Annotated in this window: 20 protein-coding genes and 2 tRNA genes; 2 read left to right on the top strand and 20 right to left on the bottom strand. The window is 38.4% G+C overall.

Annotated elements, in window-relative coordinates; genetic code table 11:
- Positions 1-46 precede the first annotated feature (46 nt).
- Positions 47-643 carry a dephospho-CoA kinase gene (gene coaE / locus Q0N70_RS03160; protein WP_013700707.1) on the bottom strand — a complete coding sequence of 199 codons (597 nt, stop codon included), beginning with the start codon at positions 641-643 and terminating at the stop codon, positions 47-49.
- Positions 643-3,432 carry a DNA polymerase I gene (polA, locus tag Q0N70_RS03155; protein WP_294013771.1) on the bottom strand — a complete coding sequence of 930 codons (2,790 nt, stop codon included), beginning with the start codon at positions 3,430-3,432 and terminating at the stop codon, positions 643-645. Before polA ends, coaE begins: the two co-directional genes overlap by 1 nt.
- 443 nt (positions 3,433-3,875) lie before the next feature.
- Here polA and Q0N70_RS03150 point away from each other — a divergent pair, with 443 nt between their 5' ends.
- Entirely contained in the window at positions 3,876-4,643 is a 768-nt protein-coding gene (locus Q0N70_RS03150) for a pseudouridine synthase (protein ID WP_294013768.1), read from the top strand.
- Positions 4,644-4,650: 7 nt separating this feature from the next.
- Here Q0N70_RS03150 and Q0N70_RS03145 read toward each other — a convergent pair whose 3' ends face one another.
- The 4 genes from Q0N70_RS03145 to Q0N70_RS03130 are packed head-to-tail and all read right to left on the bottom strand — an operon-like array spanning position 4,651 to position 8,955.
- Positions 4,651-5,193 carry a DUF4340 domain-containing protein gene (locus Q0N70_RS03145; RefSeq protein ID WP_013700704.1) on the bottom strand — a complete coding sequence of 181 codons (543 nt, stop codon included), beginning with the start codon at positions 5,191-5,193 and terminating at the stop codon, positions 4,651-4,653.
- A 17-nt stretch (positions 5,194-5,210) separates the two neighbouring features.
- Positions 5,211-7,277 (bottom strand): Gldg family protein, encoded by a 2,067-nt coding sequence (locus Q0N70_RS03140; protein ID WP_294013764.1) that lies wholly within the window; start codon positions 7,275-7,277, stop codon positions 5,211-5,213.
- Positions 7,278-7,280: 3 nt separating this feature from the next.
- Positions 7,281-7,976 (bottom strand): ABC-2 transporter permease, encoded by a 696-nt coding sequence (locus Q0N70_RS03135; protein WP_294013761.1) that lies wholly within the window; start codon positions 7,974-7,976, stop codon positions 7,281-7,283.
- A 16-nt stretch (positions 7,977-7,992) separates the two neighbouring features.
- The gene (locus Q0N70_RS03130) at positions 7,993-8,955 is read right to left on the bottom strand and encodes an ATP-binding cassette domain-containing protein (protein WP_276751288.1); all 963 of its coding nucleotides are present in this window, start codon (positions 8,953-8,955) and stop codon (positions 7,993-7,995) included.
- Positions 8,956-9,251: 296 nt separating this feature from the next.
- Here Q0N70_RS03130 and Q0N70_RS03125 point away from each other — a divergent pair, with 296 nt between their 5' ends.
- Complete coding sequence (locus Q0N70_RS03125; RefSeq protein WP_294013753.1) at positions 9,252-9,605, top strand: Hpt domain-containing protein; 354 nt, start codon at positions 9,252-9,254, stop codon at positions 9,603-9,605.
- Between the two features lie 6 nt (positions 9,606-9,611).
- Here Q0N70_RS03125 and Q0N70_RS03120 read toward each other — a convergent pair whose 3' ends face one another.
- The 14 genes from Q0N70_RS03120 to Q0N70_RS03055 form a co-directional block, all read right to left on the bottom strand.
- Positions 9,612-11,261, bottom strand: a complete 1,650-nt coding sequence (locus Q0N70_RS03120; RefSeq protein ID WP_294013750.1) for a putative manganese-dependent inorganic diphosphatase — start codon at positions 11,259-11,261, stop codon at positions 9,612-9,614.
- Positions 11,262-11,332: 71 nt separating this feature from the next.
- A tRNA-Asp gene (locus Q0N70_RS03115) sits at positions 11,333-11,406 on the bottom strand.
- A gap of 69 nt (positions 11,407-11,475) precedes the next feature.
- Positions 11,476-12,234, bottom strand: a complete 759-nt coding sequence (locus Q0N70_RS03110) for an amino acid ABC transporter ATP-binding protein (protein ID WP_277299802.1) — start codon at positions 12,232-12,234, stop codon at positions 11,476-11,478.
- Positions 12,218-12,892, bottom strand: a complete 675-nt coding sequence (locus Q0N70_RS03105) for an amino acid ABC transporter permease (RefSeq protein WP_277299803.1) — start codon at positions 12,890-12,892, stop codon at positions 12,218-12,220. Before Q0N70_RS03105 ends, Q0N70_RS03110 begins: the two co-directional genes overlap by 17 nt.
- Positions 12,893-12,960: 68 nt before the next feature.
- Complete coding sequence (locus tag Q0N70_RS03100; protein WP_277299804.1) at positions 12,961-13,731, bottom strand: amino acid ABC transporter substrate-binding protein; 771 nt, start codon at positions 13,729-13,731, stop codon at positions 12,961-12,963.
- A 22-nt stretch (positions 13,732-13,753) separates the two neighbouring features.
- On the bottom strand, positions 13,754-15,193 hold the full coding sequence (gene argH / locus Q0N70_RS03095) for an argininosuccinate lyase (RefSeq protein ID WP_294013746.1): 1,440 nt from the start codon (positions 15,191-15,193) through the stop codon (positions 13,754-13,756).
- A 1-nt stretch (position 15,194) separates the two neighbouring features.
- A complete protein-coding gene (locus Q0N70_RS03090) occupies positions 15,195-15,569 on the bottom strand; it encodes a metal-dependent transcriptional regulator (protein WP_013700694.1) in 375 nt (124 codons plus the stop codon).
- Positions 15,570-15,765: 196 nt separating this feature from the next.
- Positions 15,766-16,497, bottom strand: a complete 732-nt coding sequence (locus Q0N70_RS03085) for a GTP pyrophosphokinase family protein (RefSeq protein WP_277299806.1) — start codon at positions 16,495-16,497, stop codon at positions 15,766-15,768.
- A gap of 99 nt (positions 16,498-16,596) precedes the next feature.
- Positions 16,597-18,567: a molecular chaperone HtpG gene (gene htpG / locus Q0N70_RS03080; protein WP_294013735.1), complete on the bottom strand. Its 1,971-nt coding sequence runs from the start codon at positions 18,565-18,567 to the stop codon at positions 16,597-16,599.
- Positions 18,568-18,806: 239 nt separating this feature from the next.
- A tRNA-Asn gene (locus Q0N70_RS03075) sits at positions 18,807-18,879 on the bottom strand.
- Positions 18,880-18,926: 47 nt separating this feature from the next.
- Positions 18,927-19,961 (bottom strand): LPP20 family lipoprotein, encoded by a 1,035-nt coding sequence (locus tag Q0N70_RS03070; protein ID WP_294013731.1) that lies wholly within the window; start codon positions 19,959-19,961, stop codon positions 18,927-18,929.
- Entirely contained in the window at positions 19,949-21,355 is a 1,407-nt protein-coding gene (locus tag Q0N70_RS03065; protein ID WP_294013728.1) for a hypothetical protein, read from the bottom strand. Before Q0N70_RS03065 ends, Q0N70_RS03070 begins: the two co-directional genes overlap by 13 nt.
- A gap of 65 nt (positions 21,356-21,420) precedes the next feature.
- Positions 21,421-22,026, bottom strand: coding sequence for a penicillin-binding protein activator LpoB (locus Q0N70_RS03060; RefSeq protein ID WP_294013725.1), 606 nt, complete (start codon positions 22,024-22,026; stop codon positions 21,421-21,423).
- Positions 22,027-22,779 carry a hypothetical protein gene (locus Q0N70_RS03055; RefSeq protein WP_294013723.1) on the bottom strand — a complete coding sequence of 251 codons (753 nt, stop codon included), beginning with the start codon at positions 22,777-22,779 and terminating at the stop codon, positions 22,027-22,029.
- Positions 22,780-22,902 lie beyond the last annotated feature (123 nt).

Here is a 22,902-nt window from a genome sequence, read left to right as displayed (position 1 = left end):
ATTAAAAAAAAGATATTTAGAGGAAAATTAAAGTTTAAAAAGCCTATTAATTCTTAAAAACTACGCGCTCAATTTTTTTTTGAAGCGAAGAAAGATTTCCGCAGTTTATGATTCTGAAAATTTCAATTCCAGTTTTTTTATATTGGCTGAACAAAAATCTTTGAGAAAAAAATCTTTCAATAATCTGAAGCGATTTCATTCTGTCTCTTTTTTTAGCGCGCAAAAATCTAACAAGAGCCGGACTGTCAATAAAAAGAATTTTATCAATTTTTTTCATTGCATTCACTTTGTACAAAACAGTCGCATTGACCGCAATATTTTTTTCAGAATTGGCATCTATGAATTTTTCCAAAACTGAATTTATATACGGAAATACAATGTTCTCCTGTTTTTTCACAAGCATTTTATCTTTAAATATAAGCTGCCCAAGATTTTTTCTGTTGATTTTTCCATCTGGATTTAAAAGCTGAATTTTATTTTTCTGCGCCAAAGAAGAAAATTCCTCAAGAATTTTTCCCTTGCAAATTTCAACTGCGTCATGGCCAATCAAGTCCGCATCAATCGAAGCAAATCCCATGCTTTCAAGAATTGAACTTGCCGCATTTTTTCCTGCCGCCATCGGTCCTGTAACACACAAAACCATCAGTGGAATTCTCCCCAGTTTTTTCCGCGCTCAACACTCACACGCAATGGAATTTTCAGCTGAAAGGCATTTTCCATTTCGCGCTGAATAATTGAAATTGCATTTCCCGCATTGTCTTCCGGGCATTCAAAAATCAATTCATCGTGAACCTGCAAAAGCATCTTTGCGCCCGTGCCGGATTTTTCCAATGCAGCCTGAACTTTTATCATCGCAGTTTTTACAATATCAGCCGCGCTTCCCTGAATCGGAGTATTTATCGCAATTCTTTCAGCTCCCTGAAGCACAATTTTGCTTGAGCTTTTTATTTCCGGGATATAACGTCTGCGCCCGGTAATCGTTTCAACATAGCCGTTTTCTCTTGCCATGCGTTTTGTTTCATCAAGAAATTTTTTAACATCGGAATACGTTGAAAAATATTGGTCAATGAAATTCTTTGCTTCAGTCCGGCTTATGTTCAGTTCATTTGCAAGACGAAACGCGCTCATTCCGTACATCACACCGAAGTTTACAGTCTTTGCAAAACGTCGTTGCTCAGGCTTTACTTGCTCTGGGGAAATTCCGTAAATCAATGCGGCTGTAGATTTATGGACATCGATTCCATTTATAAACGCAGAGCAAAGATTTTTATCGCCACTCAAATGCGCAAGAACAACAAGTTCAATTTGAGAATAATCCGCGGAAATAAGAACTGTTCCAGGCACAGCTGTAAACGCAGAACGAATTCTTCTTCCAGACTCGTCGCGCACCGGAATGTTCTGCAAATTTGGATCGCGGCTTGAAAGACGACCTGTGGCAGTTCCCGTCTGCAAAAACGAAGTATGGATTCTGCCGTTCTTGTCCGCCAGCAAAGGCAATGCTTCAACATAAGTGCTTTGAAGTTTTGTGTACGAACGGTAATCAAGAATCATTTTTGGAAGAGGATCATTTGTAGAAAACACAAGCTCTTCAAGAACGGCTGTATCTGTGCTGTAGCCAGTCTTCGTTTTTTTACCATGAGGAAGATTTCGTTTTTCAAATAAAATTTCTTGAAGCTGCTTTGGAGAGGCAATGTTAAATTCGCAGCCGGCCTCTTTGTAAATTTCTTTTTCCTTTTCTGAAATCAAAACTGCAAGCTCATCTTTATACTCATTCAGTTTTTTCTTATCCAGATGGATTCCCTGAATTTCCATGGAAACAAGAATCGGAAGAACTTTCATTTCCATTTCATAAAAAAGCTTTTCAAGATTTGATTTTTTTATTTCATCTTTTAAAAGATAGTAAAGCTGCAATGTAAAATCAGAATCTTCCGCGCCGTATTTAAAAGCCTTCTCCAAAGGAACATCCGCAAAAGTCTGGTTCTTCTGAACAATGTCCTTGAACTCAATTCCTTTAAGCCCGAGTTTTGTTTCCGCAAGAAATTCAAGGCTGTACGGAGATTTTCCAGAAGCGGCAGGATTCAAAAGCCATGCGGCAATCATCGTATCAAAAATTTTACATTCAGTTTTTGGGCTCATTCCGTTTGCGGCAAGAACTTCAAGGTCGAATTTTCCATTGTGCATTACAAGCGTAAGTTCTTTTTCCGCAAAAAGCTTTTCAAGAATAGAAAGGCAATCTTTTTTAGAAATCGTCTCTGGAGCAAACATTCCGCCGCTCAAAACAACAGGAACATAAATTCCCTTTCCTTTTTCAACACTCAGACTAAAGCCAACAAGATTCGCCTCGTGCGTATTCAGGCTGTCGGTTTCTGTGTCAAACGCCACAACTTTTTCCGCGGAATCCAAAACGCTCTGCGCAAAATTTTTCAGCTCGTCAAGATTTGTGCAAGGCTTGTAGTCGCCTTCATTTTGCTTTACAGGCAGAACTTTTTTTTCTTCGGGCTCTTCTTGTAAAGCTGATTTTTCTTCTGAATGAATTTCCGCCGCTGTTTCCGAAGCAAAACTTTTTGCAATCGCATAAGCTCCGTATTTTTCAAGAACTTCCGCGCCTGACTTAAAATTTATATTTTTTGTGCAGAAAGATTCAAAATCAATTTCAACAGGAACATCGTATCTTAACGTTATAAGCTGCTTTGAAAAATAAGCGTTGTCCTTGTCGTTCCTGATTTTTTCTCCAAGTGCACCTTTTATTTCAGAAGCATGAGCATAAATTTCATCGAGAGTTCCGTACTGGGTCAAAAGTTTTATCGCAGTCTTGTCGCCCACACCCTTCACGCCCGGAACATTGTCAGAAGCATCACCCACAAGCGAAAGGTAGTCAAGAATTTTTTCAGGCGGAATTCCCCACTTTTCAAGAACCTCCTGCGCGCCAATAACTTCCCAGCCGCCATTGGCTCTGTCCGGCTGCATTTCCAAGCAAGAGTCCGTAACAAGCTGAAGCAAATCCTTGTCTCCACTAAGAATTCTACACGGCCGGTTTTCCTGCGCGCATTTTTGGGCAACAGTCGCAATAATATCATCAGCTTCAAATCCATCGTAGCGCAAAACAGGAATTTCCAACGCCTCAAGAATTTCTTCTATCCAAGGAACCTGAGCGTGCAAATCTTCTGGAGTCTTGGCACGGTTGGCCTTGTACTCCGCATAAAGCTCATGCCGGAATGTCTTGACACGCGAATCAAACGCCGCAGCAAGATAGCACGGATTGTATTTTGAAATAAGCGCCTTCAAATTTTTAAAGAAAATAACCAGCGCGCTTATATTGTCTCCGCCAGGATTTGTAAGAGGATGATTCAAAAGCGCAAAGTACGCCCTGTAAATCAAGCCATAGGAATCAAGAATATATACAGTCTTATCTTCAGTTTTTTCTTCTGCCATGAAATGATTTTACCACAGCTTGAAACTAAAAAAAAGAGAGGCGGCGCAGCTTTAAATTGCCACACAGATTGTAAAAATATACATTTCTTAACACGAAAACGGCTTGGGCAGTGAATGAAATTCCTGCATTTCCAAAAAACGGATTTTTCCAACTTGTGAAATAATTTCATTCTAAAAAAACGTGCTGGGCAAGCCATGAAATAATTTCATTTGCAGAAAATGCCTTTTGCCGTACAATGCAGAAATTTCACAAGTAAAAAATGCGTTGGGCGGCTCGTGAAATTTTCCGCACGGACAGAAAACACACTGGGCGAAGCGTGAAATTATTTCATTCGCAGAAAATGTGTTTTGCCATACAATGCAGAAATTTCATAAACGGAAAACATTTTTTTCATAAAAAAACAAAATTGATTTTTTGGGAGCGCACATATATACTTTTGCAAATGGACGGACTTTTTAAGGAACGGCTGGACACGGTTTTTATCCGGCGTGGAATCAGCACGCACAGAAGAGTGCGCAGGCTTTTGCAGAAGCACAATGTATGCGTAAACGGCACAAGAGTTCTTGAAAGCGGATTCAGACTGAACTTGGCGGCGGATGAAATTTCCATAGACGGAATCAGAAAAAATCTTGCGCCGGACATCTATCTTATGATGAACAAAAAGGCGAAAACTATCTGCTCCACAAAAGACGACGGGCTTTACAAAACGGTCTACAGTTTTATTCCGCAAAAATATTTTTACTATGCAAAAGAAAATTCGCTGCAAAAAATTCACACGGTTGGACGGCTGGACACAGACACGGAAGGTCTTTTGATTTTTACAACGAACGGGGACTTTTCGCACAGCCTTGCAAATCCGCTTTTCCATGTAAAAAAAACTTACTACGTTGAGCTTGAAAAAAGTGAACCAGAAGAGCAAAGAAAATTCCTTGAAAAAAAATTCAGCGAAGGATTTTTTATTCCGCCTGAAAAAAATGAAAGGGAATTTATTTCAAGGCCGGCAATTTTGGAATGGAACAGCGCAAACTCCTGCCGCCTCACAATAACAGAAGGAAAATTTCATCAAGTAAAGCGGATGTTCAGCGCACAAGGAAACAAAGTTATCTTCTTAAAAAGAATTTCAATCGGAAGCCTTGCGCTGGATGAAAAGCTTGCGCCGGGAGACAGCAGAGAACTTTCAAGTGAAGAACTTTCCCTGCTGTTCAAGTGATAAGATTTTATTCAGCTTCTGCCTCTTGCGAATTTTCCGTCTTGGGCTTTTCTTTTATTTCGTCAACGGAAACTTCAAAAGTTGACTTCAATGAACCTTGCGCAAGATAAATTTTCTTTTCGTCATCGAGGCGCACGTAGCACTGGCTTCCTGCAACAGAGTCTTTGCCCACATACAAAGTGCGCAAAATTTTTCCGCCGGAAGAAGCCACAACTTTTACAGCATTCTCATCAGTCAAGCCGTAGCGTTCCAAGTCGCTTAAATCATAAGACACTGTTGAAAGAATTTTTATTTCGTTAACTGAATTCACAATTCTGTTCGCGCGGTTTTCCATGGCAGGAAAATTTTCAACAAGCCATTTTTCATTTTCTTTTTTAAGAGAAAGAATGTGTCCGCCGTTTTTTGTTATTTCAACAGAATCAATTTCTTCATTTGTGTAAACGGTCTTTACTTTCGATCTGCCCAAAAAAGAAATCTGCAGAATGTAAATCACGAGCAGAACTGCAATCGATGAAAGAAGAACTATTTTTCTTGTGTAAATATTTTTCATTCCTAGCTCCATTTAAATTATTGTTTTTGCCGTGGATCTTCCGGGTCGTAAGCCATTCGAATTTTTTCACGGTGCTGGCGGCGCAGAACAAACACGCAAAGTCCGCCCAAGGCTACAAGAACTGCAAGCCCAACCTGATTAAAATATTTCACTGCAAGCGCAAATTTTCCAGAAGACATTTTGAGCGTGTTAAGCGAAAGGTTCTTTGTGCGCATTGAGCAAAAATCTTCTTTGCCGTTCATGTAGTCAACTGCATTGCGGACAAAATATGAATTTGGAGTTTGTGAATCTTCCTGAAGCAGACCAAACTTTGCGGTTGCAATGCAAGATGTAGAAGCAATAAATATTTTGGAACTTTGAATGCTTGAGTCCAAATGATTTTTTGCAGCCAAGACATTTTCAGAATCACTTTCAAGAGGAGATTTTTCAAACGCGCTTTTAAATTTTCCTTCAAGTAAAACTGCAACATTTTTAGAACTGAACTTATCTTCTTCTTTCGGAGGGAAAATTGACATAGGACTTAAAACAAAATTTTCTGCGACAGGAACAGTCCAGGATTTTTCAGAAGTTTTTGCAATGACAGAAACTTTTGCATCTTTGTTTTCTTTTGCGCCAGAAATATCAATTTCAAAAGTCTGCGGAAAGAAAATATTGCCAAGATTTTTTGATATAAGATTTTTCTGGTCAAGGCAATTTTTCTGAATCAGAGGCGTATAGTAAAAGTCAAGTTTTCCATACTGCTGGGTTAGCTGGGAAAAACATTTTTCGTCCATAACATATTCACTGCCGACTTTTATTCCGTAGCTGTCAAAAAGTTTTTCAAGTCCGTTTTCAACAGGAACATATTCAGGCTGGCTGTAATAAGCCATTTCGCCATAAGGCATAATCTCGTCAATTGAATCAACAAAGAAAATTGCGTTTCCGCCGCGCAAAACAAACTGATCAATTTTATAAAGCTCCACATCTGAAAATTTTTCTTTCGGACCGTTTACAATAAGCGACTGCGCAGAAATCGGAATTTCATTTTCCAGAAGATTTACTTCCTGCAAATCATAAGTGTCAGCAAGAAGGGTTTTCAAATACATTGAATCGTTTTTGTCCTCAAGGGAATGCTCGCCGTGCCCCGTAACATAAGCAATCACATCAGTTTTTGAAACAACAGTTTTCACGCACTCTTCAATATTTTCTTCCAAGTCGTCAAGCCCAGAAACAACATACTGAAAAATTGCATTCGTAAGTCTAAGCGGAACAACTTGAACTTTTTGGCCGTACTCAACAACAAGCCCGATTGTTCCGTATTCAATTTCGCCATCCGAATTTTTCCAAGACACTGACTGGATTCCATATTTTTTTCCGAGCGCAAGAGAAGTTTCAGAGTCAGGATTTTCAGATTTAAAATCAAGCCGGCCTTTAAATTTTTTGTTCGCCGCAGAAAAAGCCTTGCCAACTTCATCGTCAATTTTTTCAAAGTCAGCAATATTAAACTGCTCAAGCGATTCAGATTTGTAAAGCGAAAGCTTTACATTGTCAGAAAGTCCCGCAAGAATATTTGTGCTGGAAATAATTTTTCCAATGGCGGAAGTAATTTTATATTCCAATCCATCGCTTGAAGAAATGCCGTCAATTTTTTCTATCTGGTCCGCATAAGAAAGAACAATTCCCATGAACGCATTTTTCAAGCCGACTTCATTATTCTTTAGCTCGCGGATTTGAATTTGATTCAGTCCGTAGCATCTTGCAATTCTCTGGTTGTCGTAATCTTCCATGTCAAAAAATTCGCAGCTGAAATTTTTGTTCGCGGAATTTCCGTATTCAGCTAAAATATCTTTTACGTACTGCTCAACATTCGAATAAGGCGACGGAAGATTTGCAGAAAAGAAAATTTTTACGTTCAGCGGCTCTTCAAGATTTTTTACAATTTCCTTGCTCGAAGATGAAAGCGAATATGATTTGGATTCAGTCAAGTCGATTCTAAAAAAAGCGCGGGAAGCAACAAGATTTAAAAGAACAACGGCAACTATAAAAAGCCAGATGTCCGCGGAAGGATTTTTTATCCATGAAATAAATTTATTTTCCTTTTTCATTTTTCAACCTTTCCTTTGATTTGAAATTACGCAGACTGTCAGAGAAACAAAAACTGCTGTCAAAGAAACAAAATACAAAATATCGCGCGAATCAATTATGCCTCTCGAAATTGACATAAAGTGGCTCGTGGAAGAAATGAACGAAGCGAATCCAACGAAAATTCCCGGAAGCAAAACAGAAAAAACTGTAATCATCGTAAGGAAAATACAAATTGCAAACGCAAGAAAAAATGCGATAATCTGATTTTTTGTAACAGACGAAGCGAAAATTCCAATCGCACAAAAAGCCGAAGCCAAAAGCACTGCTCCTAAATATCCGCCGACAATAGGACCAAAATCAATCCGCGAAGATGCAAAAATTGCGCAAGCTGCAACATAAAAAAAAGTCGGAATCAAAAGCGCAATGCTAGAAACAAAAGTTGCAAGATATTTTCCTGCAACAATGTCGAAATTTGTAACAGGCAGCGTAACCAAAGTTTCCATTGTTCCGCTCTTTTTTTCCTCGCTGAAAATTCGCATCGTCATAGCCGGAATAAAAAAACTGAACAATATAGGAAGCAACTCAAAAAAATTTCTAAGTTCAGGACGATTCACCAAAAAGAATGTGGAAAAAAATAAAAATCCGCTGAACAAAAGAAACAACGCGCCAACAATGTAAGCAACAGGACTTGTAAAATACGAGCAGAGTTCCCGTTTCATAATGACTATCCAAGATTTATTTTTCTTCATTTTTATCATACACTCCATTTTCAGAATCATGTGCAGAAGTTAAACTTCTAAACACATCTTCAAGACTGTTCTTTTTCTGCTGCATTTCAAAAAGCTCCAAGCCGTTCTGCACGCAAGCCTTTGCAAGTTCTGGTCTAACTTCAATGTTTTTTTCAACTGAAATTCTAAATTCAATTTTCCCATCATTTAAACTTGAATGAATTTTTGAAACGCCATTTATTCCACGGAATATTTTTTCAGCCTCTTCTGTGGAAGCCCCGGAAACACAAATCTGGACTTCAGACGAATTTCCAAAATGCTCACGAAGTTCTTCTGTCGGACTGTCGGCAACTTTTTTTCCGCCGGAAATAATAATAACTCTTCCGCAAAGCATTTCAACTTCGCTAAGAATATGCGTTGAAATAATTACAGTATGAGTTTTTCCAATCTGCTTAATCAAACTGCGCACTTCCAAAACTTGGTTTGGATCAAGTCCGCTTGTCGGCTCATCAAGAATAAGAATTTCAGGATTTCCCATAAGAGCATGGGCAAGACCAACGCGCTGCCTGTTTCCGCGGCTAAGCTCTCCAATATTTTTGTGCATGACTTCTTTCAGTCCACAGACTTCGGCAAGTTCCCGGCATTTTTCCGCAGGATTCTGATTTTCAATTTCAGCAATATATTTTAAATAATCAGCAACAATCATGTCGGAATACATCGGCGCACTTTCCGGCATATATCCAATTTTTCTTTTTGTTTCAACCGGATTTTTCAAGACATCAAGCCCGTCAATTTTCACAGTTCCAGAATCAGGCTCAAGAAAACCGGAAATCATTCGCATCGTTGTTGTTTTTCCAGCGCCGTTCGGACCAAGCAGTCCCACAATTTCTCCAGTCTGAATAGAAAAACTTATGCCGTCTACCGCCCGGAAATTTCCGAATAGCTTGGACACATTTTCAACTTCAATCATATCAACCTCATTAATTTTTACTAATATAATAAAACAAACTAAACTTCACAAGGTTATATTCAGCCGGAAATTCAAGCAAAAAATAAATTTGAAATAATAAAAAATTGATATATAATTATGTCAGATACAAATTTTCATTGTTTTGATAAACTCTAAATGTCATTATCGGGATTGACCCGATAATCTAAATTTACAAAGATTCTCGTGTCATAGCATGAGAATGACAGTTTAGCAATTACTTTTACAAAAACTTGAAACTTAATCTAGTAAAATAATTTTTTTCTTAGAGGGATTTTGTGGATTTGATAAACGAGATGAAAAATCTTGGCGCCGACATGGATTCTGCTCTCGAACGGTTTATGGGCAACAGCCAGCTTTTGGAAATGATGCTGAAAAAATTTCCAGATTCAATTGAACAGAACAGCGGAATTGAGCAAGACATCGCAAGTGGAAATCTTAGCAATGCAATTTCCAAGTCGCACACATTAAAAGGAAACGCAGGAAATCTTTCTGTAACTCCGCTTTACAAATCTTACACTGAAATTACAGACTTTCTGCGCCAAGGAAAAATTCCAGAAGCAAAAGCAAAGCTTCAGGAAATTCTTCCGGTTCAGAATAAAATCGTAGAAACAATAAAAAAATATCTGTAGAAAATTTTAATTCACTTTTGCAGTCAATTCAGAAAGCAAAGGAATCAGCTGTTTTTTTCTCGAAACAATATCTTTCATATAATAAATATGCTCATCACGTTTCGGGAAATTTATGACGGCTTCAAATTTTGGATCGCTTGCCAAAAACATTATCGAGCTCAATTTTGTTATGTCCGTTACAAGAAGCGCGCTGAATAAAGCTCCTTTCGACTTTCGTTCCTGTTCAAGGCAATCAAGGAATTCTTTTTTGCGCTCAACAATTTCACGAGTGCTGTCAACTTCTATCTGGCTCACAGAATATTTGAATTTGTTTTCAGAATATTCTTTCATATCCTGATGCACAACTTCTTCCGCGGAACGTCCGTCTATGTGGCTTCCACTTTTTATAATGTCGTTTCCCAAAGTTTTTATGTCAAGCTCGGTAATGTTGCTCAAATATTCAGCGGTAAGAACATCATATTCGGTTGTCGTCGCAGACTGAAGAATCAAAGTGTCGCTAAGAATTCCGCATAAAAGAATTGAAGCCATGTCTTTCGGAATTGAAATTCTGTTTTCGCGGTAAAGATTCGCAATAATCGTGCTTGTTGAGCCGACAGCCTTGTTTATAAAATTAATTGGAATCCGGGTTGCAAACGTATTTATTTTGTGGTGGTCAATAATTTCCTGAATTATATAATTTTCAATTCCCTCAACTGCCTGCTGCGGCTCATTGTGATCAACCAAAATAACTTGAATATTCGCTTCGTGCAGCAAATCGCTTTCACTGATTATTCCGATAACTTTAAAATCATCGTCAACAACAGGCAAGCATCTGGTGGGACTTTGCGCAAGCTGGGCGCGGATTTTTTGCACTGTATCGCTTGCTTTCACTGGAAGAATTTTCGTGTCAGCCATAGAACTTACAGGAGATGAATATTCTACAAGCATCGCGGTTGCAACAGTGCTGTCATGGCCGGAAATAATTGAAACTTTATTTTCGCGGGCAAGTTCTCTAAGCTCTTTTTTTATAACGTAATCTTTGGTAACAATTACCGCGCGCACTTTTGCTTCAATTGACATTTTCTGAATATCTTCACGGTCGCCTGTAATAACAACAATGTTTTCACTTTTGTGCTCAGAAAGAAGGCTCTTAAAAGAATCAGCATCGTCATCGCCAACCATCAAAGAACATTTAAAATAATCGTCAGCGTTAAATTCCACAATCGGAACTGCGCCCAAAGTTTTTTCTATAAGCTTTATGCTTGTTAAAAAAATGTCATCTTTTTTCGGACTTAGAATTTTAAATGAATTCAAGGCAAACGCATTGTAATTCAAAAGTCCTTGATAAGTTCCGTCCACATTGACAATCGGAAGAACAGAAGAATTTGTGCTTATCATTTTGTCCACAGCATTCCAAAGCGGAACATCCTGATCTACAGAAGAATATTCTCCGCTCATGTAATATTCAGTTTTAGGAATCAAATCCGGAATATATTCAGGCGGCTCAACTTTAAATCTCTTGAAAATATATTCTGTCTGCGGAGCTAATTTTCCAGCGCGGGCAGCAACGTATTCTTTTTTTCCAAGAAGATGCTTGAGCCTTGCATAAGCAGCAGCCGCAACAACTGAATCAGTATCGGGATTTCTGTGTCCGATTATGTAAACTTTATTTGTCATAAATTCCTCTCAACAATATGATAGCACCAAGGCAAAAAAAAAGCACCTGTATAAAAACAGATGCTTGACTTCGGGATGTACGAGACTCGAACTCGTGGTCTCCGGCGTGACAGGCCAGCGCGATAACCAGCTTCGCTAACACCCCAAAAGGTGATAATATCATATCAAAAAGCACTTTATATTGTCAATAGCTTTTCTTAAAAACACAAAAAACTTATTTTTCATTAAAACGCTTCAAGAAAAGCTTTGTGCGTTCTTCCCTTGGATTTTCAATGACTTCTTTTCCCTGCTCAACAATAACTCCGCCGTCCATAAAAATAATTGTGTCGCTTGTGTCCCGGGCAAAAGACATTTCATGAGTAACAACAACCATTGTCATTTTTTCCTCGGCAAGTTCACGGATTACAGCAAGAATTTCTCCAGTAAGCTCAGGATCTAAAGCAGATGTAGGCTCGTCAAAAAACAAAACTTCAGGCTTAAGTGCCAATGCGCGCGCAATAGAAACACGCTGCTGCTGTCCGCCAGAAAGTTCGCAAGGATAACACGACGCTTTCTGCTCAAGATTCATTTTTTTCAAAAGTGAAATCGCAGTTTCTTCCGCTTCGGACTTTTCTTTTCCAAGGACAACTCTCTGCGCCTCAGTAATATTCTTTAAAACTGAAAAATGTGGAAAAAGATTGAAATTCTGAAACACAAGTCCAACGTTCAAGCCGATTTTTCTCAAAGTTTTTTTATCGACATAAACGCCGTCCGTAACCATGTTTTGTCCGCAAATAGAAATTGAACCGTCCGTAATTTTTTCAAGCTGACAGACACAACGAAGCAATGTGGACTTTCCGCTTCCGCTCGGACCGATTATTCCAAGAACTTCGCCCTTGTGCAAAGAAAATGAAACGCCCTTTAAAACTTCTAGTCCGCTAAAATTTTTTTTCAGATTTTCAACTTTTATAATTTCACTATTTGTAGTAGTCAAGTTTTTTCTCCGTAAAGTCAAATGCTTTAGAAACAGCCCAGTTCATTATAAAATAAAAAACGCCTGCAATAAAAAGCGGCATAACGCTAACAAGCCGACCGCTCTGAGTCTGAGCAACATGAAAAAGTTCCGCCACGCCCAAAACCTGAACAAGCGCAGTGTCTTTTACAAGAGTGATAACTTCGTTTCCCATCGGCGGAATTATTCGCTTTACAACCTGCGGAATTATAATGCGAAAAAAAGTCTGATTTTTTGTAAAGCCCAGAACTTTCGCAGCCTCGTACTGGCCAAACGGAATAGACTGAATTCCTCCACGGTAAATTTCTGCAAAATACGCCGCGTAATTTATAACCATCGCTACAATTGCAGCTGTAAATCTGTCAAAGCCAATTCCAAAAATCATCTGGGGCGCAAAGTAAACAAAAATAAGCTGAAGCATGAGAGGAGTTCCGCGGATTATCAGCAGAAAAAGATTTGTAACTCCAGCCACAATTTTTACAGCCGACATTCTTCCAAAGCAAATAAAAAGCGCAAGCGGAACAGAAAAAATCAGAGTAAGAAAAAAAACTTCCAAACTAACGCAAGTGCTTTGAAGCATTACAACAAGAAGTTTTCCGATTTTGATTCTTAGAAAATATTCAGATAAAAATTCAATCATTTAAAGTTTAGTTTAGAAAAATGCGCCCGGAAATTTTTCCAGACGCAAAAGCATTTTATAAAATACAATTATTTTCCAATTGTAGAAATATCAGAGCCGAACCACTTTGTTGAGATTTTTGCAACAGTTCCGTCAGCCTGCATTTCTAAAAGTGTTTTCTGAACTTTGTCGCGGAGAGATTTATTTTTTCTGCTGAATGCAATTCCATATTCTTCCGGAGCAAGAGTTTCATCAAGAATAACAAGCGGCTTTTTTCCCTGCGTAATGCTATATCCCGCAACAACTAAATCCATTACAACGCCGTCAAGATTTCCAACTTCAAGGTCATTAAGTGCCGTAACATTTTCCTTGAACTCAACAATTTCCTTTAGGCTTTTTTTGAAATCCGGCGCACCGTCAATCGCTTCCTGTGCAGAAGAGCCAGCCTGAACACCGACTTTTTTTCCCTTCAAATCTGCAAGCGATTTTACTTCACCATTATTGCGGACAACAACAACCTGGGCATTTGCAAGATAAGGCTCAGAGCAAGCCATAGCGCGTTTTCTTTCTTCTGTCAAAGTAAGTCCGTTCCAAATGCAGTCGATTTTTCCAGTGTTAAGCTCCATTTCTTTTGTAGACCAGTCAATCGGCTGGCAAACAAGTTCAAGCCCAAGACGTGAAGCAACTTCGCGCGCAAGGTCAATATCATAGCCTACAATTTCATTATTTTCATTGCGGAATCCAAGAGGCGGAAACGAATCATCAAGGCCAAGAACAAATTTTCCAGACGATTTCTTTTTTGCGCTCGCCATTGAAAGGCAAACCATAAGTCCGCAAATAACTGCAACAATTTTTTTCATTTTGAAAACTCCTTTTATAAAATTATTTTTTTAAGCTTTTTTTACAGAACGCAAGCAAAGCTTTTATTTGAACTGAAGTTGATTCAGAAGAAGGCGCACCGATTGTCTTTCTGTTTTCCACGCAGGCTTCAGGCGAAAGAATTTCATAAACGTCATCTTCAATTAAAGGCGAGCATTTTTTAAATTCTTCCACGCACAAATATTCAATTTTTGAAAGCCCCGCATCAATTGCCATGCGGACAGCTTTTGCCGAAACTCCATGCGCAGTTCTAAACGGAAGTCCTTTGCGCACAAGATATTCAGCCAAATCCGTGGCATTTGCAAAACCGCCTTCACAGCTCGCCGCCATTTTTTCAAGATTCCATTTTGCAGAAGAAACCATTGCCGTAAAAACTTTTAAGTTCGCTTCAACAGTGTCAAAAGCATCAAACAAAGGCTCTTTGTCTTCCTGCAAATCCCGGTCATAAGCAAGCGGAAGCCCTTTTACCATTGTAAGAAGATTTATCAAATCTCCGTAAACTTTTCCTGTTCTTCCGCGGATTAATTCAGCAAAGTCTGGATTTTTTTTCTGCGGCATAATTGAAGAGCCAGTTGACCATTTTTCGCTTAGCTCAACAAATGAAAATTCTGTTGTTGACCACAAAACAATTTCTTCGCACATCCGGCTCAAGTGGCTTTGAAGCAGCGCAAAATCCGAAGTAAATTCTATGCAGTAATCTCTGTCAGAAACTGTGTCCAATGAATTTTCAGTAACACCAGAAAATCCAAGTTTTTTTGCAACAAGCTCACGGTCAAGAGGCAATGTGCTTCCCTGCAAAGCTCCAGATCCAAGCGGAGACTTTTCAATGCGCTTAAGTGAATCTTCAAGACGCTCCCAGTCGCGCACTAGCATAGAAGCCCACGCCAAAAGATGCTGAGCCAAAGTTCCCGGCTGAGCATGCTGCATGTGAGTATAACCAGTCAGCAAAGATTTTTTATTTTTAGAAGCGATTTCTGAAAGTGCCTTTATAAGAGTTAAAATTTCATTTTGAATGCAAGGAATCATGCGGCGCAAATAAAGACGCTCGTCCAGTGCAATCTGGTCATTTCGGCTGCGTCCTGTGTGAAGTTTTTTTCCAGGCTCACCGATGCGGTCTGTAAGAACTGCTTCGACAAATGAATGAATGTCTTCAGCACTATAGTCAATTTTCAACTCGCCGGAAAGCAAATCCTTTTCAATCGATTTTAAGCCTTTTACAATTTCAGAGCTTTCTGATTTTGAAATTATTTTCTGCTCGTCAAGCATTTGCGCATGTGCAATCGAACCGTGAATGTCATCAAGAGCCATTCTTTCATCAACACGGATAGAAGTCTCAAACTCAACCGCAGCGGCATCTGGTCCTTCTGCAAATCTTCCGCTCCAAAGAGCAGCATGGTTGTCGCCAGTCAATGTGCCGTGATTTTTTTCATTTATGTCTGACATTTTATTTATTTTGCTCCATCCACTTTTGAATTCCGTCTTTTATATCTTCATCAATGTCATGCTCAATTCTGCACGCATTTTCTTCAGCATGAGCTTTGTCAACGCCAGTAATTTTTACAAGGAAATCTGTGAGAAGAACATGGCGCGCATAAACGGACTCGGCTTTTTTTTGACCTTTTTCAGTAAGCTCAAGAGAACCGATGTGGCCAGTTGTAATATATCCATTTTCGCCCAAAATGCTCATCGCCCGGCTTACACTAGGCTTGGAAACACCAAGACGTTTTGCAACATCAACGGATCTTGCAACTCCATTTTCTTCTTTTAATCTAAGAATTGCCTCAAGATAATCTTCACCAGACTCGTGTAATTCCGACAATTGAATCTCCCATAAAAAGCCAACAAAAAAAATCTTGACTTTTTAAGCACATCCGCAATCAAATGAAGATGCGCAGTTGATATAAGATATTTCATCTAAAAATCGCCAAAAGGAAATTTCTAAGACAAACATATCATACTATAGAAAAAAAAAGTTTTCTAGTAATGCCAAGCATTCAAAAGAAACAGCGAATAAATCAGTCCAACGCCTGAAGTTCAATTGCAATTTCTTCCATTTCACGGTCGGTCATTGCGATTGTTTCCGCGCATCTCAAAAGCTCACGGCGGATTCCGGCTGGAATATGGGATTCAGTTTTGTATCTAAGTTCATGTTCAAGGCTCGCCCAAAAATCCATGGCAATTGTCCTAAGCTGAATTTCAACTGGAACTCTGTGCTCCGTGTTCGAAAGATAAACAATTATTTCAACAACAATGTGCAAGCTTCTGTAGCCGGATTCCTTGGGCTCTTTTATGTAATCTTTTTCCTTCAAAAGTTTTATGTCCGGCTGCTTTAAAAGAATGTCCTTTATTGTGTAAATGTCCGAAATGTAAGGGCAGATTACACGAACGCCAGCGACATCCGTAAGATTTTCTGTCATAGATTCAAATGTAAACGGCAACTTCCGCTTTTCAAGTTTTTCGGCAATGCTTTCAGGTGATTTTATTCTGGATTTTATTGTTTCAATCGGATTTCTTCTGCCCGTAACTTTATATTCTTTGTTTAAAATTTCAAGTTTTGTAACGACTTGCTTTATCGCGCTTTCATAAATCATCATAAGCTTCTGAAATTCAAAAGCCATCTTTATAAAGTCGTTTGGATTCATCGAATTGATTTCGTTCAATGATGAAATTTTTGCAAGTTCTTTTCCCTGCAAATGATCGTTGTCATGTTCCACTAAATACTCATCAGGAGTTTCAATTTTTTCCATATCTAAAAAATAAAAATGCGCAATTATCGTTACAAATGATTTCTCATAAAAAAAGCAAAAAGCCTTCCAGAAAAATCGGAAAGCTTTCTGCACAAAATTTTATTCAGCGAGCAAAGAATTCAGTGATTTTACAAAATCAGCAGGATCTTTTAATTCCGCGCCGCTTACAAGAAGCGCCTGATCAAGAAGAACTTCACTTACATTTTTTACAAACTCTTCTGAAACAGGACCTTCCAGTTTTTTTACAATTGCGTGGTCTGCATTTATTTCAAGAATCGGCTTTACAAAATCTCCGCCGCCTTGTCCCATCGCTTTCATCATGCGTTCCATCTGAAGGCTCGGATCATTTTCGTCCACAACAATGCAGCTCGGACTGTCAGAAAGACGCTTTGAAAGAACAACATCCTTTACACGGCCTTCAAGTGCTTTTTTTATTTTTTCCTGAACAGGCTTGAACGCTTCCTCTTTTTTCTTAGCTTCTTCTTTGTCAACGCCAAGCTCTTCATCGCTTCCGGCGCGGTTTACTGCTTTCAGTTCAAAGTCTTTATATTTTCCGTATGCAGGAATAACAATGTCGTCTATGTCATCCGCCATGATAAGAACTTCAAACCCTTTCTTTTTGTAAGCCTCAAGCAACGGAGAAGAACGCAAATTTTTTTCATCGCTTCCACTGATATAGTAAATTGCCTTTTGATCAGTTTTCATGCGTTGAACATAATCGGCAAAACTTGTCCATTTGTTTTCGCCATTGCCTTCATCTGCAGTTGACTTAAAGCGGATTATCTCTGCAATTTCATCGCGGTTTGCAAAATCAGAATAAAGCCCTTCTTTTAAAGGACGATTGTATGATTTTACAAAATCGTGCCATTTTTCAACAGTTTCTTTTTCAGCATCGGAAAGTTCCGTTTTTGACTCAAGTTTTTTTGCCTCATCGCCAAGCTTTTTAAATTCGCTTAAAAGCTTCTTTACAGACTGAGTTTTTATAGTTTCAAGAATTCTGTTTTGCTGAAGAATTTCACGGCTCACATTCAAAGGCAAATCTTCAGAATCAATAACGCCGCGGATAAAACGCAAGTAAGACGGCAAAAGTTCACGGTCATCATCAGTTATAAAAACGCGCTTTACATAAAGCTTAACGCCGCTTTTGTAGTCAGCCTGATACATATCAAACGGAGCCGTGCGAGGAACATAAAACAAAGTCGTGTATTCCTGAGTTCCTTCTGCATGAGTATGAACATACATAAGCGGATCTGTTCCGTCATGGCTGATTGTCTTATAAAAGTCATTGTAATCTTCTTTTTTAAGCTCGCTCTTGTTCCGCTTCCAAAGCGCGCTGGCAGAATTCACTTGTTCAACTTTATTTTCAGTTCCTTCAGCCTTTCCGTCCTTGTTATACTTTGTCTGAACATAATGAAGATAAATCGGGAAAGCAATATGATTTGAATATTTTTTTATGAGCTCGTCAATTTTCCATCTTGAAGCATAATCTTTAGAATCATCATTCAAATGAATTTCAATAACAGAACCTACAGTTTCAGCCTTGTCAAATCCGTACTGGCAATAGGCTTCGGATTTTTCTGTGAGTTCTTCAATTTCATAGGAATTTGTTCCATCGCTTGACCAGTGCAGAACTTTTCCGTCGCCAGCAGCTTTTCTTGTGTAAACATCAATTTTGCTTGCCGCCATAAATGCGCTGTAAAAGCCAACGCCAAACTGACCAATCAAATCTGAAGAGCCGCTTCCATTTTTAGAAAGCATATCGATAAAAGCTTTTGTTCCAGAACGCGCGATTGTTCCCAAATTATTTGTAAGATCCTCTTCGTCCATTCCAATTCCAGAATCCTGAACTGAAAGAATCTTTTTTTCCTCATTGAACGAAATATCTATACGCGGATTAAAAGCAACATCCTTATATTTATCATCAGAAACTGTAAGATATTTCAATTTGTCCAAAGCATCCGAAGCATTCGAAACAATTTCACGTAAAAAAATATCCTTGTTTGAATACATTGAATGAATGATAAGTTTTAAAAGCTGATTAACTTCCGTCTGAAACTGATACTTTGCCATGATTTTACTCCAAAACTTTTTAAGCTGAAAATCTTCAATTAAAAGCAAGAAATTGAGCGAAAAAAAGTTCTACATTTTAAAATTTTTTGATTGCCAATAAATATAATAAAAATTCAAGAAAAAAACAAATTTTAACTGCGATTTTAAAATGTCATTGTAAGACTTGATTTTCTGTCATTGTCATACTTGATACGACAATCTATAAACAAAAAAGGCAGCCGAATCAGCTGCCTTATATGCGCCCCCTGCTGGGCTTGAACCAGCGACACATGGATTAACAGTCCATTGCTCTACCGACTGAGCTAAGGGAGCATTCAGTTACGAATGTATAAATATAGTACAGAAAATGTAATTTTTTGTCAATAATGAACTACAATATTCTGCAAAAATTTTCTAAATTCTTCTGTAGAATTTCCTGCGGCACGAGCTTCAATAGCGCGCAAAGCACGGTTCTGGGCATCAGAATAAGAATTGCTTGAATTTCTTCCATCAAATGAAAGTGTAAAAAGATTTTGCGCAAATGCAGAATCCTTCAAATCAGCCTTAAAAGTGTATCTGCACTGAACGGAACTTTTATCTTTTGGAATATTCTGTTCAAAACTCATGCTTCCCGTAAATGAATAACGTTCATTTCTTTCCTGCGAAGTTCTAAAGCCAAACGAATTCAGCATTTTTGCATAAGCGGAACGAACTCTGCCGTCAGAATCATTCTGAAAATAAACATAAACAGGAATTTGCTTTGCAATCTGAAGCAACATTGCATTTATATCAGATGCGCTCACAGTCTGCTTTTCCAATTCAGAAGCCTTGTCAAAATCAATAACAGAAAGACGTGAAAGATATTTTTCATTTAAAACAGAAATTTCACGAGCAAAATCAATCCGCGCATAATTTTCAAAAGAAAACTCATCATCAGTTTTAGCATTCAAAAGCTTTTTGATTTCCACATTATTTTTTTCAATCATATTAGAATAAAGGAGCGAAGTTTTCGGCTTGTCAAGAACCGCAAGAACGTAAATATTTTTATCAGCATCAGTCCAATATTCCTTGATTTCAATGCCAATAAGAGAATCAACGTCAACTTTTCGCATTATCTTTGAATTGAAATTCTGAGACTTTGCAATTGCGACTTTTCCTTCATTGCTCGCCTGTTCCATTCTTGAAGAAGACACAGAAGCAGAAGCGACATCCTGCTCAAAAACAGAAGCAATTCCTTCAACCGCAAGAAGCTCCGCCTGAGATTTATCTTTTGCCTTTCCAACATAAGAAAGATATTTTTCAGGATCGTAAACTTTCTTCGGAACGCTTACCCAGGCAGGTTCTTTTACATGGGCAGCAAAACAAACTGAAATTCCACAAATAAGCAATGCAAAAAAATTAGCTATTTTACGCATATTGACTCCACAATAGTCGGACGACCAGCTTTTACTTCCAAATTTTCAAAAGTTTCTGTTCCGACAAGATTTTCATTTGTATCAAAATATTCAACTTTCGCTGAATAAATTCCAGGCTTTAAAGTAAAACCTCCGCCAGCCGCAAAGCTCGGAAAATAACGGCACTGACGAATATCAGCAGTTTCAGCTAAATCCACAGCATCAAGAGCCTTAGTAACCGCAATTTCTGTAATTGACCGGAACTTTTCAGGAGTAGCTCTTATGGCAACAGCGGCAGAAGTTACAGCGGCAGCTTTTTTTGTTGTACTGCGGAATATGCTTCTTGTAAAATCCTTGCGTGCTCTTAAAGCAACATCTTTTTGAACAGCTTCATCAAACCATTCAATAAGGTTGAGGCGCGCAGTGCTTCCGTCAGAAAGCGTAACTTTTATAGAAGAAATTGAATCGCTAGGCTTTATAAGATTGCCGTTTTTATCTGCTTCAACATAAGGGTAAACATATTTCAGTCTAAAAGCCGGAATCGTAATGTCTCCAATCGTTACAGAAGTTAAAAAAATCGGAGTTCCATTCGCCGCAAAACTTGGAAAATAAACAGTTCCTTCTTTCCGGCAAATGATTTTTCCAGCTAACGAAACGAAATCCAACCTTCCCATTCCAGATGGAATTTTCAAGTCATCTCGCAAAGAAGCGCATTTTACGCCACGGTTTATCGCCTCATATTCGCGGACATGAAGTTCCGGAGTTCCGCTTTTATCTTGAATATACATCAACGCCGCAAGATAATGCGCAAATGCAGAATCTTTATAGACATCAGCTTCCGTAGGTTTCCGCGGAGTCTGCCTATAAACTTCACGCATATTTATATTCATTGTCTTTGCGGAATCTGCAAGAGCTTCTGTGTCTACTTCCAAATCCTGCAAAGCGAGCTCGCCATATTTTGAAATATATTCTTTTTGTTTATTTTCAATTTTTCTGATTTCAACAAGAGCTTCGTCAAATTCGCCCAGGTTGTAATAGTTCAAAGAATTAAATGCATTTAGCAAAAGATATTCATAAATATTTCCAGTGTAATCAGAAATATTTTCATTTAAGGAAGCGGCGCCAGTAGATTTTGAAATGCTTTTTGTATAGGCATCTTCAATCTGACGGTCAGTCTGATTAAAATCTTTTGAAGACTGCAAATAATTTCTTGAATAATGATTTAGAATCGCCACGTCAAGAGCTTTGTCTATCGGCGGATTTTTTTTATTTATTGATTTTTGAATAACGGATGCAGATGCTGAATAATTTCCTTCAGAAAAATATTTTTCAGCCTCCAAGTCAACTTTTGTAGAAGCGCATCCAACTAGAAAAAAAAATACAAAAAGCAAAGAAAGAAGCGAGAGCTTTTTCATGAAAACTTCTCCGACCTAAAGTAAATGGCATCTCCAGAAACTTCTGAAGATGCCTGTTGTGCAAATTAGAGCTTTGCTTTCTGACGTTTAATAACTTTCTTTATGCTGTCGTTTTCTGCCATCCAAACAATTTTATTTGTTTTAATGTCATGCAACTCTGCATAAACATAGTAAGTTCTTACAGTTTTGTCGCCAGCAGACTGAACAATAGTCTTAACAGAACCTTTAAGCATGAAGTCAGCTCCAGTTTCCTGATCCATTTCCTTCGCAGTATCGTAAGTTGAATGATCAGCCTGATCAGCCTTTTCCTCTCTAAGAGCCTGTCTTTCTGTGCTGCTAGAAACAAATTCCATAACACCAGAATTAATTATTGCTGTCTGAAATTTCTTTTCAACAATTGAAGTGTCAATATGCTCGCTGCTCTGATTGCGTATAGAATCAATTATAACAACTGGAGCGTGTCCTTGCTGTCCTTCAAACTTTGCAATTCTAGGAGAACTTATACATTCTTCAATAAGAGAATCACAAACGATGCGGACATCGCTTTCGTTCCAGTAGCCGTCCAAGTCAATGACCTCATCAGCATCAACGCGGGAAACTTTTGTGCTTCCGCATGAAACCATCATAAGACCACTGAAAACAGCTGCAAACAAAAAAGCAAACTTCTTCATTTAGAATTCAGCTCCAGGCTCTTCATAAGTTACAGTATCTGTTTCTGCATCATAAGATATAGCACTGACATTTGCATCTGCATCTTCGTTAAGAATAGTCTTTTCGATTGATCTTGTGATAAGTTTCATAAGAAGTGGATCCTGTGCTGTGTTTTCAGGAAGATCCTGCATTGCTGCGTTAATCTGTCTCTGATACAAATCGCTCTTCAAAGCCCATACTGAATAGTAAGTATACATTGTCTTGTAATCAGAATCAGCCTTTGGCTTTGCAGATTCAGAGAAGCGGCTCTTAATCCAATATGAAGCAATTTTCTCAAGTCCGTTTACACGTACATTTGAAAGAACTGTTGTAACATCTTTGAGAGCCTTGTCGCTTTTTGTTGCATCAATGCTCTGTTCTGCTTTCAAAGAAGCTTCTGTAGCGCGTCCAATTGAAGTGCTGATAGACTGTGCAACATTGCTCTGAAGGTCAACTTTGTCTGTCCAGTTCTGGAGAAAATCCAAATCCGGTCCGTTTGAGTTGAAAGTCCAAACCATATAGCCATCAAGATCAAGTTCTTTTACAATCTGTCTTTTGTTATTGTCGCCTACAGCAACAACCCAATTCGGTACTTCTGCTCCAGTAGCTCTTCCCTGCCAGTCCAAACGCTCATAAGCTCCTGTTACAACCTTTACAGTTTCTTTTGTTGTTCCGCATGAAGCAAGTGCTATTACTGAAAAAGCAACAGCTACACATTTAACTAAGTGTTTCAATTTAAAACCTCCGATTCAAAAACAATACTATAAACATTGAAATAATGTCAATTAAAAAAGCATTAAATTATAGAAATTATTTTTTATTGAAAATTGAATAAAACGATTTGAACAGAGCAACTT

It is taken from the genome of uncultured Treponema sp. (genome assembly GCF_945873775.1).
In the GTDB taxonomy this organism is placed as follows: Bacteria; Spirochaetota; Spirochaetia; order Treponematales; family Treponemataceae; genus Treponema_D.
Note: the sequence above shows the minus strand (reverse complement) of the source record. Positions and strands in the feature narration are given on the sequence as shown.